Origin of the sequence: Mariniflexile jejuense (assembly GCF_042675665.1) — a bacterium.
GTDB lineage: Bacteria > Bacteroidota > Bacteroidia > Flavobacteriales > Flavobacteriaceae > Mariniflexile > Mariniflexile jejuense.
In genome coordinates this window covers 448,578-461,720 of record NZ_JBHTJI010000001.1, presented here as the reverse complement: position 1 = coordinate 461,720, position 13,143 = coordinate 448,578, and the positions used below count along the sequence as shown (strand labels likewise).

The window sequence follows — 13,143 nt, the reverse complement described above, 5'->3', positions numbered from 1 at the left end:
AAAAATTAATAAAAGTTCATTTTTAAAAGTTTGTGATGCTCACATTTCAAATTTTTTTCGATGTAATTATATACTAACCTTTAAAGCTATTAATTATGAAAACAAAACTACTTTTTCCAACATTAACAATGCTCTTTTTAGTTGCTATTTCCAGTTATTCTCAAACTGTATATAAACTAGATCAACTAAAAACGTATGATTGGAATTCTGCATGGGAACAACAATTTACACATAATTACACGTATGCAAATGGCGGTAATAAAGAGACTAATGTTGTTGTTTTAACGTATCCTGAAGGAGATGTTGTATATCAAAGCAATTCAACTTACAATAGTAATAATGATATTTCAATTAATATAACACAGTATTGGAATGATGTTACATCTCAATGGGAAAACTCATATAAAGAAATTTACACCTATGATGGTTCTAATAATTTAATTGAAGAAGTTTCGCAAACATATAATCCTGTTTCTATGACTTTTGTTAATAGTTACAGATATTTACAAACATTTTCAGGTTCTAATTTAATGTCTGAAGTTAGTCAATCTTGGAATGCTGGTTCTAGTAGTTGGGTAAATGTAGATAAATACGACTATACCTATTCCGGTAATTTACCAATTCAAGCAATAAACAGTGTTTGGGATAGTGGATCTAATTCTTGGTTACCAGATGAACGTGATACAGCAACATATACCGGGAATTTGATAACGAGTTTAGATGTAGATAAATATAATGTTGGCATTTGGGAAGATTACCAAAGAATATTTTATACCTATAATGGTCAAGGTTTAGAAACTGAATATTTAAGTCAAGATTGGGATGGCGTAAATTGGGTTAATTTAGATAGAGACACAAGTACTTATAATGTTAATGGAAATAGAACGGTACTAGTATATGAAAGTTGGGTTGCTTCAGCTTGGGAACCATATTATAAAGAAGAAGCTTCTTATTCTGTAGCAGCACCATTAAGTACCGAAGCTTTTCAAAATACGCATCTTAAAATATTTCCAAATCCAGCTTCAGATTTAATTCATATATCAACGTTTGCATTGATTGATAAAATTGAAATGTTTGATGCTTTAGGTAAAAATGTATTAACAACATTTGGTACAAAACAAATAGATGTAAAAAACTATAAATCTGGTGTTTATTTGTTGAAAGTATACAGCAACAACTTAACAACCAGTAAAAAAATAGTTATCAAATAAATTAATAATCAGAATAAAAAAGGGAACTATTAAAAAATTGTTCCCTTTTTTATTTAGTAGTTTACGTACTCTACAATTTCCAAGCCGTAACCAATTAAACCAACGCGTTTGGTTTGTTCAGTATTAGAAATTAAGCGTAGTTTATGTATGTTTAAATCGTGTAATATTTGAGCACCAATACCAAAATCGCGCGTATCCATATCAATTTTAGGTGCCTTATAAACGGTGTTTGCTTGCTGATTTTCTTTTATAATCGATAATCTATTTAATATGTTCATAGATTGTGATTCTTGGTTTATAAAAATAATAGCACCTTTACCTTCATTGTTTATTACGTTAAACATGTTTTCTAATTGTGTGTCAACGTTATTGGTAAGTGTACCTAAAATATCATTATTAATAAGGGTAGAATTAATTCTAGTTAGTACTTCTTCGTTATCTTTCCAAGTACCTTTTGTTAAGGCAATGTGTATTTGATTATTAGTGGTTTGCTTATAAGCTCTTAATCTAAAACTTCCAAAGCGAGTTTCAATTTGAAAATCTTCTTTTTTCTCAATTAACGAGTCGTGTTGCATTCTGTAAGCTACTAAATCTTCAATAGAAACTATTTTAAGATCTAGTTTTTTCGCAACTTTCATTAACTCTGGAAGACGCGCCATAGTACCATCTTCATTCATAATTTCAACAATTACACCAGCGGGTTTTAAACCTGCAAGTCTTGCAAAATCGATGGCAGCTTCCGTGTGTCCAGTACGTCTTAAAACACCACCTTCTTTTGCTACTAAAGGAAAAATATGTCCAGGTCTTGCTAAATCGAATGGTTTTGTGGTTTGGTCTGTAAGCGATTTTACTGTTGCAGCTCTATCACTTGCAGAAATGCCAGTAGTTACACCTTTGCCTCTTAAATCTACCGATACGGTAAAGGCGGTTTCCATGTGGTCTGTATTATTGCTTACCATCATGCCTAATTCTAGCTCTTTACAACGATTTTCGGTAAGTGGAGCACAAATTAAACCACGACCTTCTGTTGCCATAAAGTTTATCATTTCTGGTGTTACTTTATCGGCAGCAGCCACAAAATCACCTTCGTTTTCGCGGTTAGCATCATCTACAACTATTATTACTTTACCATTTCTAATAGCTTCAATAGCATCGTGTATGGTATCAAGTTTAAACTTAGAATCTGTATTTATTGTCATCGTTTCATTAATCATGGTGCAAAGATATTGCTTATTTTAAAGATTCTAAACAATTTTGCTTTAAGTCTTCTTTCATTTTATCATTTAAGAATAAATAGGTGATAAAATATAATGGGATTCCTATAATTAAAAGAAACAGGTAAGGTTTCTTTTCTTTTTTGTTAATGTGATTATAGAATTTAGTTGTATTTAATAATGATTTAGCATAATAAATTAAATATAAAAAGAGTGAAACTAAACTAAGTTGAATAGATGCTGAAGCTAGTGATGGTAGTTTATTATTTTTAAACACAAAGTGAAGTATTAGTAAGATAACACCAGTACAATACAGCACAATTGCAAATTTTGAGTGGTCTTTATAATCTTTGGCAATGCTTTCTGAAGTATCATAATCTGTATTGATTTTCAATCCTTCGTCACGTAATTGTGGAATTGTAATACCGCGTTCATTTAAAACTTTTAAGGCCTCAAAACGACTTTCCTCTAAATGCCCTAAAGCTTCATAGTTGTTGATAATGTTAACTAGTTCATCATGTTTACAAGAAGATAAAAACTTATAATCAACACTATTATTTCCTTTTATTTTAAAAACTTTTTTGATTGGTTCGGTTATGCTGTCGAACTCAAATAAACCTTTATCTGCAGTAGCGCGTCTTGTTAAAAATACACCTAAAGGCAACATTATAAGTGTAGAAAACCAACTTGCTACAACAGGATTGAAACTTCCGTTTTTTGCACTATTTGTGGCAAACATACCTATAAAATGATAGGTTAAAAATAAAACAATGGCAATAACCATAGGTAATCCAATACCGCCTTTTCGAATTAAAGCACCTAATGGTGCACCAACAAAAAATAAGATGATACAGGCAAAACCCAATGCAAATTTTTCATGTAAAGAAATGATGTGTTTGTTTAACCATTCTTTAGATATTTTACTTGTAACTTGACTTGTGGAAATTGTTTGTTTTACGCTGGATATGGTTCTTAATGAGACATCAACCATTTCATATTTTTCTTTTGTTGTGAAAATATCTAGAATAGAAGCTAGGTATGTTGAATCTTTAGTTTTATTTTCAGTGATTGCATTTATTGGAACAACACTAGAGCGTTGAAATAAATTTGTTGCTACTGTTTGATGCGCTATTGCTTCTTTTTTACTTAATGAGTCTATGGTTTTATTAAGTCCAACAACATCAAGCATGTTGTATTTGTCGGTTTGGTTTTGTTCGTCAAAATCAACATTATTCATTTGGGATAAATCGATATTGATAATGTATTTTTCAAAGGTACTTTTAGCAAAAGGCTTTTTGTTTCTAGATTTTATGCTGTTTGTTGAAAGATCGCTGTAATAGTTACCGTCTTGTAATATAAGTTTTAAAACGTTAGAATCTTTTTCATTTACTAATTCTCCAGTTTTTGATTTTATTGTTGTAGCATTTGTTCTGCCATCATTACCTCTTACATGTATGGTTACATTATCTAAAAACTGATCATTATCACCATGTTTTTTTTCAAATTTAATGTTGTACGGTGTGCCTTCAATAGGATTAAATTGTCCAACACCAAGTAACATAGCGGGTTTCGACTTTGCAATATTTGTTCGTAGATTAAATGATTTTAACTCAGCCCAAGGAATTACGTTATTTGAAAAGAAAAAGGTAACAATACCAAGAATAACTATAAATATGCTAAGCCCAGACATAGCGCGTTGCAATGAAATACCTGTAGATTTCATTGCTGCAAACTCATAATTTTCAGCAAAACTACCAAATACCATAATAGAAGCTAAAAGAATGGTAAGTGGTAATACCAACGGTATTAGTTTAGGTGTGAAATAGAATAAGAACTTGAAAATAACTACAATATCTAAATCTTTACCAGATAATTCTCTTATATATAACCAAATGGTTTGTAAAACAAAAATCAGCATGAGTATGATAAACACGCTGAAAAAAGTTTTTAGGTATGTGGTTAGTATGTAACGGTCTAGTATTTTCACGCGTTTAATTTCTTCTAAATGTCTTTTTTAAAAAATATTAAAAAAACTTAGATGGTATTTAATAAGAAACTTCGTTTAAAATGAATTTCTTAATTAAGTTTATTAATATAATAGCCTTTGTATTTATTGGCATCAAAGGTAAATAAGCTTTTTGATAATGGCTCATTTGTTTTAAAAGAATTAACGGTAAGTGTTGTTTTTGTACCGTTTTTACCAATTTGCATTAAATTGTAAATGTGTTTAGTTTGTGTATCAATACCTAATAAGATGTATTTTATTTCAGATTTTGAATCTATAGGTGTTAGTTTTACTAGTTGAATTTTTCTACCATTAATATTTTGTTCAATATCCATTGCGTAGGTATATCCATCTTCATAAAATGAAAGCATTTTACTTGGGGTTATGGCGCCTTCATCATTGTCTTTATCTGAAGAAATGGTAACTTCTTCATCTTCAGTGCTAATGCTGTAAAGTTTTTTTCCGTCAAATAAACGTGTTACACCAAGAATGTTTAGTTTGTATTTTTCGCCTTCCATAATAACATCACCTTTGGTTTCTTGTTTTATTTTTTCGGCAGTATTTTCTAATACATATTTAAATTCTATTGAAACATTTTTGTAGCTTTTTGCTTTTTGAGATACTTGATTTAAAAGTGCTTTCGCTTTGTTTTGAGCAAGGGCATTAAATGATACTGTTATTAATATTGATAATATGATACTTTTAATTTTCATTTTGTTTTTGTTATAAAATTTCATTTTCTAAATGTCTGTCTAATGCTGTTAGGTCAGTAATAAGTACTTGTCTGGCTTTACTGCCTTCAAAAGGGCCAACAATACCTGCGGCTTCTAGTTGGTCTATTAATCTGCCAGAACGATTGTAACCTAATTTTAATTTACGTTGCAATAAAGATGCCGAACCTTGTTGCGCTGTTACAATAACTTCAGCAGCTTCTCTAAACAATTTATCGCGGTCTGCTATATCTATATCAAGACTTGTGCCACTTTCTTCACCAACAAATTCGGGTAATAAATAGGCTTCAGGATAGGCTTTTTGCGAGCCAATATAATCGGTTATTTTTTCAACTTCAGGTGTATCAACAAAGGCGCATTGTACACGAATTAAATCGTTGCCTTGTGTAAAAAGCATATCACCACGTCCAATAAGTTGGTCGGCACCAGAGCCATCTAAAATGGTTCTTGAATCTATTTTTGAAGTTACTCTAAATGCAATTCTAGCAGGGAAATTAGCTTTGATAATACCTGTAATTACGTTTACAGATGGACGTTGTGTAGCAATAATTAAGTGAATACCTATGGCACGTGCTAATTGTGCTAAACGGGCAATAGGTGTTTCTACTTCTTTGCCTGCTGTCATAATTAAATCGGCAAACTCATCAACTACCAAAACAATATATGGTAAAAATTGATGACCATCATTTGGGTTTAATTTACGTTCTTTAAACTTTACATTGTATTCGGCAATATTTCTGCATAAAGCATTTTTTAATAACTCGTAGCGGTTATCCATTTCAATACATAGTGAATTTAATGTATTGATTACCTTTGTGTTATCTGTTATTATAGCATCTTCGCTGTCTGGTAATTTTGCTAAATAGTGGCGTTCAATTTTATTAAAAAGCGTTAACTCTACCTTTTTTGGGTCTACTAAAACAAATTTAACTTCTGCAGGATGTTTTTTGTAAAGTAAGGATGTTAAAACGGCATTAAGTCCAACAGATTTACCTTGACCAGTAGCACCAGCCATAAGTAAGTGTGGCATTTTAGCTAAATCTACCACAAATGTTTCATTACTAATGGTTTTACCTAAAGCAATAGGTAGTTGCATATCAGATGTTTGGAACTTTTTTGAAGCAATTACCGAACGCATAGAAACTATAGTTGCGTTTTTGTTTGGCACTTCAATACCAATAGTTCCTTTACCAGGAATTGGAGCAATAATACGAATACCAAGTGCTGAAAGTGATAATGCAATATCGTCCTCTAAATTTTTAATTTTTGAAATTCTAATACCTGCATCGGGTACTATTTCATAAAGCGTTACAGTTGGTCCAATGGTTGCTTTAATACTTGCGATACCAATATTGTAGTTTTTTAGGGTTTCTACAATTTTGTTTTTATTTTCCTCTAATTCTTCCTGATTTATTGTAATACCTTCTGAATCGTATTTCTTCAAAAGGTCTAAGGGTGGAAATTGGTATTTTGAAAGCTCTAAGGTTGGATCAAATTGTCCAAAATCTGCAACTAATTTATCTGATAAATTGTTGGATTCTGAAAGTTCTTCGGCTACTTTTTTGACTTCAATTTTAATATCTTCATCATCTTCATCATCTTCATCAAAAACAGGTGTTTTTACAACCAAAGGAGCAACTTCAGCAACGGGTTTTGGTGTTTCCTTTTTAACTAAAACAGGTTCGTCTGTTTCTAAAGGAATATCGAAAGCCGATTTTATAGCGGCAGCTTCTTCCGATAGGTTATTATCCAATGCAATAACGGGCTCTTCGGTATTATCATTAGTATTTGAAAAATCGTCTTTTATTTTGCTTTTAGCTGAATTAAAAATGTTTGTAAAACTTTCAAAAGTCACTTTAAAACGCACTGCAAGGTATACAATAAGTCCAAAAACTAGTAAAAGAACGGTTCCTAATATGCCTAAGTAATCTTGTAAATAGGTGTTAACTTCAAAGCCAATTGTGCCACCAAGAATATCATACGAGTTGCCAAAGAAACCAAATAAAACTGATAACCAAATAACCGAAAGCATACCCCAAAACCAATGCGAAACTAGCTTGGTTTTATTTAAATTTAGTAATACATATACACCTGATAATACAATTAGAATGGCAATGATAAACGATGCTATACCAAAACCACGTTGTATAAAAAAATCGCTTAACCAAGCTCCTGATTTACTTAACCAATTTTCGGTTTTTACTTCGCGTGAAGCAAAATCTGACAAACTACTTTGGTCTGCATTACCAGTAAAAATAAAAGAAAGAAACGCCATAAAAAGTATGGTGCCAAATATGATTAAAAAGCTTCCAAAAATAAGTTTTTGTTGGCTTGATAATTTTAAACTTGGTAGTTTAAATGGTTTTTTTTGTGTTTTATTGATGTCGTTTTTTTTCTTCGCCATTAATGCTTTACAGTTTCAAATTGATATCCTAAAACCAGTTTAGGAGTGAATCGTTAAAAACGATTCGACAAAAATACAAATTACTAACGTTTAATCTACAGGTTATAGTATTTAAAAAACCTTTGGTAAATAGATTATAAATCCAATGATAATAGCAAAAATAGAAGCAAAAAATACAGCGCCAGCAGCTATGTCTTTAATTAATCCTATTTTATTATGATGTTCTGGATGTATAAAATTTGCTATTTCTTCAACAGCAGTATTAATACCCTCCATACTCATTACCAATCCAATAGCTAAAAGTTGTGTAATCCATTCTGTTGAAGAAATATTAAAAAAGAATCCTGCAGCCGTAACTAATAAAGCTATGCAGAATTGCACTTTTACACTTGCTTCTTTTTTTAAAAGTATTACAGCACCTTTAAATGCATAACCCACACTTCGTATTCTGTTGGCTAAGAAGGATTCTTTTTTAGTCATTTAGTAATTCAGGTAATTAGGCTTTTAAAGTGTTTAACGCAGCTTTGTAATTTGGTTCGTCAACAATTTCTGCAACTTGTTCTGTGTGTAATACAATTCCAGTTTCATCTAAAACAATAACACAACGTGAGTGTAAAGCGTCTAATGGACCATCAATAAAGTTTAATCCATAAGTTTTTCCAAAGCTACCATCTTTAAAATCTGATAAGCTAATAACATTGCTTAAGCCTTCAGCACCACAAAAACGTGCGTGAGCAAATGGTAAATCGTGAGATATGCAAAGTACTTTTGTATTGGTTAATTCGCTAGCTTCTTTGTTAAATTGTCTAACAGATTGTGCACATGTGCCAGTATCAACACTTGGAAAAATGTTTAAAACTACTTTGCTTCCAGCAAAATCGCTTAAGCTTTTTGAAGACAAATCGTTTGCTGTTAATGTAAAATTAGGTGCTTTTGTTCCAACTTTTGGTAGTTCACCAGATGTATTAATGGGGTTTCCTTTTAATGTTACTGTAGCCATTTTAATGTTTTTAAATTTTCGATAAAAATACTAATAATTAGCAGTTAAGTAGATAATGCGTTTATATTTTTTCAACCAAATTGTTAATATTTTGTTAAAGGAATGTTTTTTAAAAACCGCGACTCTTTTACTTTCGTTTGTAGGGTATAAACAAATAAAAAAATATTATCATGAAAAAATCAAATGTATTTACCACTACTGTTTTTGCAATTACACTTTTTATTGGTCAAGGTTTAACAGCCCAAAATAAAATGATGAAAGAAGACACTAAAATGGTTGGTGGTGCCGCAATGTACCCAAGTAAAAATATTGTTGAAAATGCTGTAAACTCTAAAGATCACACAACACTAGTAGCAGCAGTAAAAGCTGCTGAATTAGTTGAAGTTTTAATGAGTGATGGTCCATTTACTGTATTTGCCCCAACAAATGTTGCTTTTGATAAATTACCTACAGGAACTATAGATAATTTAATAAAACCAGAGAATAAAAAAATGTTACAAACAATTTTAACATACCATGTTGTTTCAGGAAAATGGAACGCTAAAGATGTTGTAAAAATGATAAAAGATGGTAATGGAAAAGCTGAAATTAAAACCGTAAGTGGTGGTACTATTACAGCTTGGTTAAAAGCTAAGGATGTGTATATTACAGATGAAAATGGCAATTCTGCAAAAGTTACTATTGCAGATGTAAATCAGTCAAACGGTGTTATTCATGTAATTGATACAGTTTTGTTGCCAAAGTCTTAAAAATTCATAATTATTTGGTTTAGGTTAGTTCTAAAAGACTGCTTCAATTTGAAGCAGTCTTTTTTTATTGCCAAAAACTATAATAATTTAAAATAAAATAGATTTTATCGATTAATATATAATTTATAAAAATAGTTAAATGTGGTTTTTTAGCGTACTTATTATTAAATTTACAATTAAAGTTTAAATTAATTAAAAACTTAATAATAAATAGTATGGATAGTTCAAAAACAGGAAAATGCCCCTTTATGCATGGTGCCAATACAGCCAGCGAAAAATCGGTTATAGATTGGTGGCCAAATTCGTTAAATCTTGATATTTTACATCAGCATGACACTAAAACTAACCCTTTAGGAAACGATTTTAATTATCAAGAGGAATTAAAAAAATTAGATGTTGAAGCACTTAAAAAAGATCTTCACAATTTAATGACTGATAGTCAAGATTGGTGGCCAGCAGATTGGGGACATTATGGTGGTTTAATGATTCGTATGGCGTGGCATGCTGCGGGTTCTTATAGAATAGCAGATGGCCGTGGTGGTGGTGGAACTGGAAACCAACGTTTTGCGCCGCTTAATTCCTGGCCCGATAATGTGAGTTTAGATAAAGCTAGACGTTTGCTTTGGCCAATTAAAAAGAAATATGGCAATAAAGTAAGTTGGGCAGATTTAATTATTTTGGCTGGAACTATTGCTTATGAAAGCATGGGCTTAAAAACATATGGTTTTGCTTTTGGTCGTGAAGATATTTGGGGTCCAGAAAAAGATACGTATTGGGGAGCTGAAAAAGAATGGTTAGCACCAAGTGATGGACGTTATGGCGATGTAAATAAACCATCAACTATGGAAAATCCACTAGCTGCAGTTCAAATGGGATTAATTTATGTAAACCCTGAAGGTGTTAATGGTAAACCAGATCCACTTAAAACAGGTGCTCAAGTTCGTGAAACATTTAAAAGAATGGCAATGAATGATGAGGAAACTGTTGCCTTAACTGCTGGAGGTCATACCGTTGGAAAAACACATGGCAATGGTGACGCTAGTGTTTTAGGTCCAGATCCTGAAACTGCTGCTGTAGAAGAACAAGGTTTTGGATGGTCTAACCCAACCAGAACAGGTATAGGGCGTGATACCGTAACGAGTGGTTTAGAAGGCGCATGGACAACGCATCCAACAAAATGGGATAATGGTTTTTTTGAAATGTTATTCAATCATGAATGGGAATTACGTAAAAGTCCTGCAGGTGCATGGCAATGGGAGCCAATAAATATTAAGGAAGAAGATAAGCCTGTTGATGTTGAGGATATGACAACAAGACATAACCCGATGATGACAGATGCAGATATGGCTATGAAAATGGATCCTATTTACAAAGAAATCTCATTAAAATTCAAAAATGATTTTAATTACTTTTCTGATACTTTTGCCCGAGCATGGTTTAAATTAACACATCGTGATATGGGACCAAAAGACCGCTGGTTTGGACCCGATGTTCCAAAAGAAGATTTAATTTGGCAAGACCCTATTCCAAAGGGTAAAAAAGATTATAATGTAAACGCAGCAAAAGCAAAAATTGCAGCATCTGGACTTTCTATTTCCGACATGGTTGCAACAGCATGGGATAGTGCACGAACTTATAGAGGGTCAGATTTTAGAGGTGGCGCTAATGGTGCCAGAATTCGTCTTGCTCCACAAAAAGATTGGGAAGGTAACGAACCAACACGTTTAGCACATGTTTTATCTGTTTTAGAGCCTATTGCAGCAGAATTTGGTATTAGTGTTGCAGATACTATTGTTCTAGCTGGTACTTTAGGTGTTGAAAACGCAGTAAAAAATGCAGGTTTTAATATTAATGTACCTTTTACTCCTGGTAGAGGAGATGCCACAGATGAAATGACAGATGCAGAATCTTTTGAATATTTAGAACCGCTTGCTGATGGATATCGTAACTGGTTGAAAAAAGATTATGTAGTAAGTCCTGAAGAATTGTTACTTGACCGTACACAGTTAATGGGTTTAACTGCTCCTGAAATGACTGTTTTAATTGGTGGTATGCGTGTAATTGGAACTAATTATGCAGGTACAAAACATGGCGTATTCACGAATAATGTTGGTGTATTAACAAATGATTTTTTTGTTAATTTAACCGATATGGCTAATTACTGGAAACCAATAGGAAATGGTGTTTACGAAATTTGCGACCGTAAAACTGGTAAATGTAAATTTACAGCTACTAAAATAGATCTTGTATTTGGCTCTAATTCTATTTTACGTGCTTACGCTGAAGTTTATGCGCAAGATGATAGCAAAGAAAAATTTGTAAATGATTTTGTTAATGCTTGGGTAAAAGTAATGAACCTGGGTAGATTTGATTTAGCTTAAAATTTATAACCTACAAGAAGCTTCATTTGAAGCTTCTTCTTTATAGTATTTAATAAAAGCAAAAAACCACTTCAATTTGAAGTGGTTTTTTTAATGTACTAATTTTTCTTTTTCAATTTCTATTTGTCGATAGAACCAAGTACACGAGACATAAAATTATTTAAAGCCTCTTTTTTTGGAGTACCTGCTTTTACCATATTGTTCACTTCTATAGCACCATACATATTGGAAATAAGTTCTCCAATAACATCAAGTTCTTCATCTTTTAATGATGGAACTTCAGTTAAAGCTTCTAAAGTTTCAATAGTTTCAATAACGAAATCTTCGTCGTTTTCTTCAATAAATTGCGTTAAATGCTTAATTACTGGTAACTTCATTTAATAAATCTTTTAAAACTTCGAATTTATTTGTTTGAACTTGATTTACAAAAGTTCCGTTTTTAAAAGTAGCAAAGGTTGGTAAATTATCAACAGTTGCTAGTTTTCTAGATTCAGGAAATTTTTCAGCATCAGCAATTATAAATGTGATGTTTTCATTTTCTGAAGCTAATTTTTTAACTTTTGGTTTCATAATTCTGCAATTACCACACCAAGTAGCCGAATATTGTACAACAACAGTATTGTTACTTGAAATGATTTCTTGCAAATTATCTTGTTCTAATTCTTGTAGCATAATTTAGTTTGCTAAAGTTGATAAATATTCTGCAGTAGAATTTCTGTCTGCTTTCATAGCGCCTTTACCTTCTTCCCAGTTTGCAGGACATACTTCGCCTTTTTCTTGAACATGTGTTAAAGCATCAACTAGACGTAAATATTCATTCACATTTCTACCTAATGGCATGTTGTTAATGCTTTCGTGTTGTACAGTACCTTCTTCATCAATAATATATGTAGCACGGTAAGTTACATTGTCACCTTCAACAGTTACTACACCAGTTTCTTCATTGTATTGTTCGTTTGAGATATCTAAAATTCCAAGTGTTGAAGCTAAATTTCTGTTAGAATCTGCTAAAATTGGGTAAGTTACACCTTCAATACCACCATTATCTTTAGCTGTATTTAACCATGCAAAGTGAACTTCAGCAGTATCGCAAGAAGCTCCAATTACTAGTGTGTTTCTTTTTTCAAATTCATCTAGAGCAGCTTGAAATGCGTGTAATTCTGTTGGACAAACAAAAGTAAAATCTTTTGGATACCAGAATAACAGTACTTTTTTGTTATTGTTAATTGCTTCTTCAAGAACGTTTACTTTAAAAGTATCGCCCATATCGTTCATTGCGTTAACGCTTAAGTTTGGGAATTTTTTTCCTACGAATGCCATATTGAAATTTTTAATATTAATAATTTATTTTGATACAAACTTACAAGCAGAAATTGTACATACAATAGATTATCAATTATAAAAACTTATGGAGTAATAGCTTAAAAAAATGGGTTTAAAAATGTGGG

12 protein-coding genes are annotated in these 13,143 nt (G+C 31.7%); 3 read left to right on the top strand and 9 right to left on the bottom strand.

Annotated features, from left to right (window positions below; translation table 11 throughout):
• The first annotated feature begins 95 nt into the window (after nt 1–95).
• Nucleotides 96–1,211, top strand: coding sequence for a T9SS type A sorting domain-containing protein (locus tag ACFQ1R_RS02000; protein WP_379924437.1), 1,116 nt, complete (start codon nt 96–98; stop codon nt 1,209–1,211).
• Between the two features lie 53 nt (nt 1,212–1,264).
• Here ACFQ1R_RS02000 and ribB read toward each other — a convergent pair whose 3' ends face one another.
• The 6 genes from ribB to tpx all read right to left on the bottom strand — a co-directional run bounded on the left by ribB (nt 1,265) and on the right by tpx (nt 8,565).
• On the bottom strand, nt 1,265–2,410 hold the full coding sequence (ribB, locus tag ACFQ1R_RS01995) for a 3,4-dihydroxy-2-butanone-4-phosphate synthase (protein ID WP_379924436.1): 1,146 nt from the start codon (nt 2,408–2,410) through the stop codon (nt 1,265–1,267).
• A gap of 31 nt (nt 2,411–2,441) precedes the next feature.
• A complete protein-coding gene (locus tag ACFQ1R_RS01990; RefSeq protein ID WP_379924435.1) occupies nt 2,442–4,412 on the bottom strand; it encodes an LptF/LptG family permease in 1,971 nt (656 codons plus the stop codon).
• An 89-nt stretch (nt 4,413–4,501) separates the two neighbouring features.
• On the bottom strand, nt 4,502–5,143 hold the full coding sequence (locus tag ACFQ1R_RS01985) for a LolA family protein (RefSeq protein ID WP_379924434.1): 642 nt from the start codon (nt 5,141–5,143) through the stop codon (nt 4,502–4,504).
• Between the two features lie 10 nt (nt 5,144–5,153).
• Complete coding sequence (locus ACFQ1R_RS01980; RefSeq protein ID WP_379924433.1) at nt 5,154–7,565, bottom strand: DNA translocase FtsK; 2,412 nt, start codon at nt 7,563–7,565, stop codon at nt 5,154–5,156.
• A gap of 111 nt (nt 7,566–7,676) precedes the next feature.
• Nucleotides 7,677–8,045 (bottom strand): diacylglycerol kinase family protein, encoded by a 369-nt coding sequence (locus ACFQ1R_RS01975; protein ID WP_379924432.1) that lies wholly within the window; start codon nt 8,043–8,045, stop codon nt 7,677–7,679.
• A gap of 16 nt (nt 8,046–8,061) precedes the next feature.
• Nucleotides 8,062–8,565, bottom strand: a complete 504-nt coding sequence (gene tpx / locus ACFQ1R_RS01970; protein WP_379924431.1) for a thiol peroxidase — start codon at nt 8,563–8,565, stop codon at nt 8,062–8,064.
• Nucleotides 8,566–8,735: 170 nt separating this feature from the next.
• Here tpx and ACFQ1R_RS01965 point away from each other — a divergent pair, with 170 nt between their 5' ends.
• A complete protein-coding gene (locus ACFQ1R_RS01965) occupies nt 8,736–9,314 on the top strand; it encodes a fasciclin domain-containing protein (protein ID WP_379924430.1) in 579 nt (192 codons plus the stop codon).
• Nucleotides 9,315–9,529: 215 nt separating this feature from the next.
• Nucleotides 9,530–11,695 carry a catalase/peroxidase HPI gene (gene katG / locus ACFQ1R_RS01960; protein ID WP_379924429.1) on the top strand — a complete coding sequence of 722 codons (2,166 nt, stop codon included), beginning with the start codon at nt 9,530–9,532 and terminating at the stop codon, nt 11,693–11,695.
• 119 nt (nt 11,696–11,814) lie between these two features.
• On the opposite strand, the gene ACFQ1R_RS01955 is transcribed toward katG, so the two are convergent.
• From ACFQ1R_RS01955 to ACFQ1R_RS01945, 3 genes are read right to left on the bottom strand one after another with little or no spacing between them, the layout of a single operon-like run.
• On the bottom strand, nt 11,815–12,072 hold the full coding sequence (locus ACFQ1R_RS01955; protein ID WP_379924428.1) for a DUF6952 family protein: 258 nt from the start codon (nt 12,070–12,072) through the stop codon (nt 11,815–11,817).
• Nucleotides 12,053–12,367, bottom strand: a complete 315-nt coding sequence (locus ACFQ1R_RS01950; protein WP_379924427.1) for a thioredoxin family protein — start codon at nt 12,365–12,367, stop codon at nt 12,053–12,055. Before ACFQ1R_RS01950 ends, ACFQ1R_RS01955 begins: the two co-directional genes overlap by 20 nt.
• Before the next feature lie 3 nt (nt 12,368–12,370).
• Entirely contained in the window at nt 12,371–13,015 is a 645-nt protein-coding gene (locus ACFQ1R_RS01945; protein WP_379924426.1) for a peroxiredoxin, read from the bottom strand.
• Between the last annotated feature and the right edge of the window lie 128 nt (nt 13,016–13,143).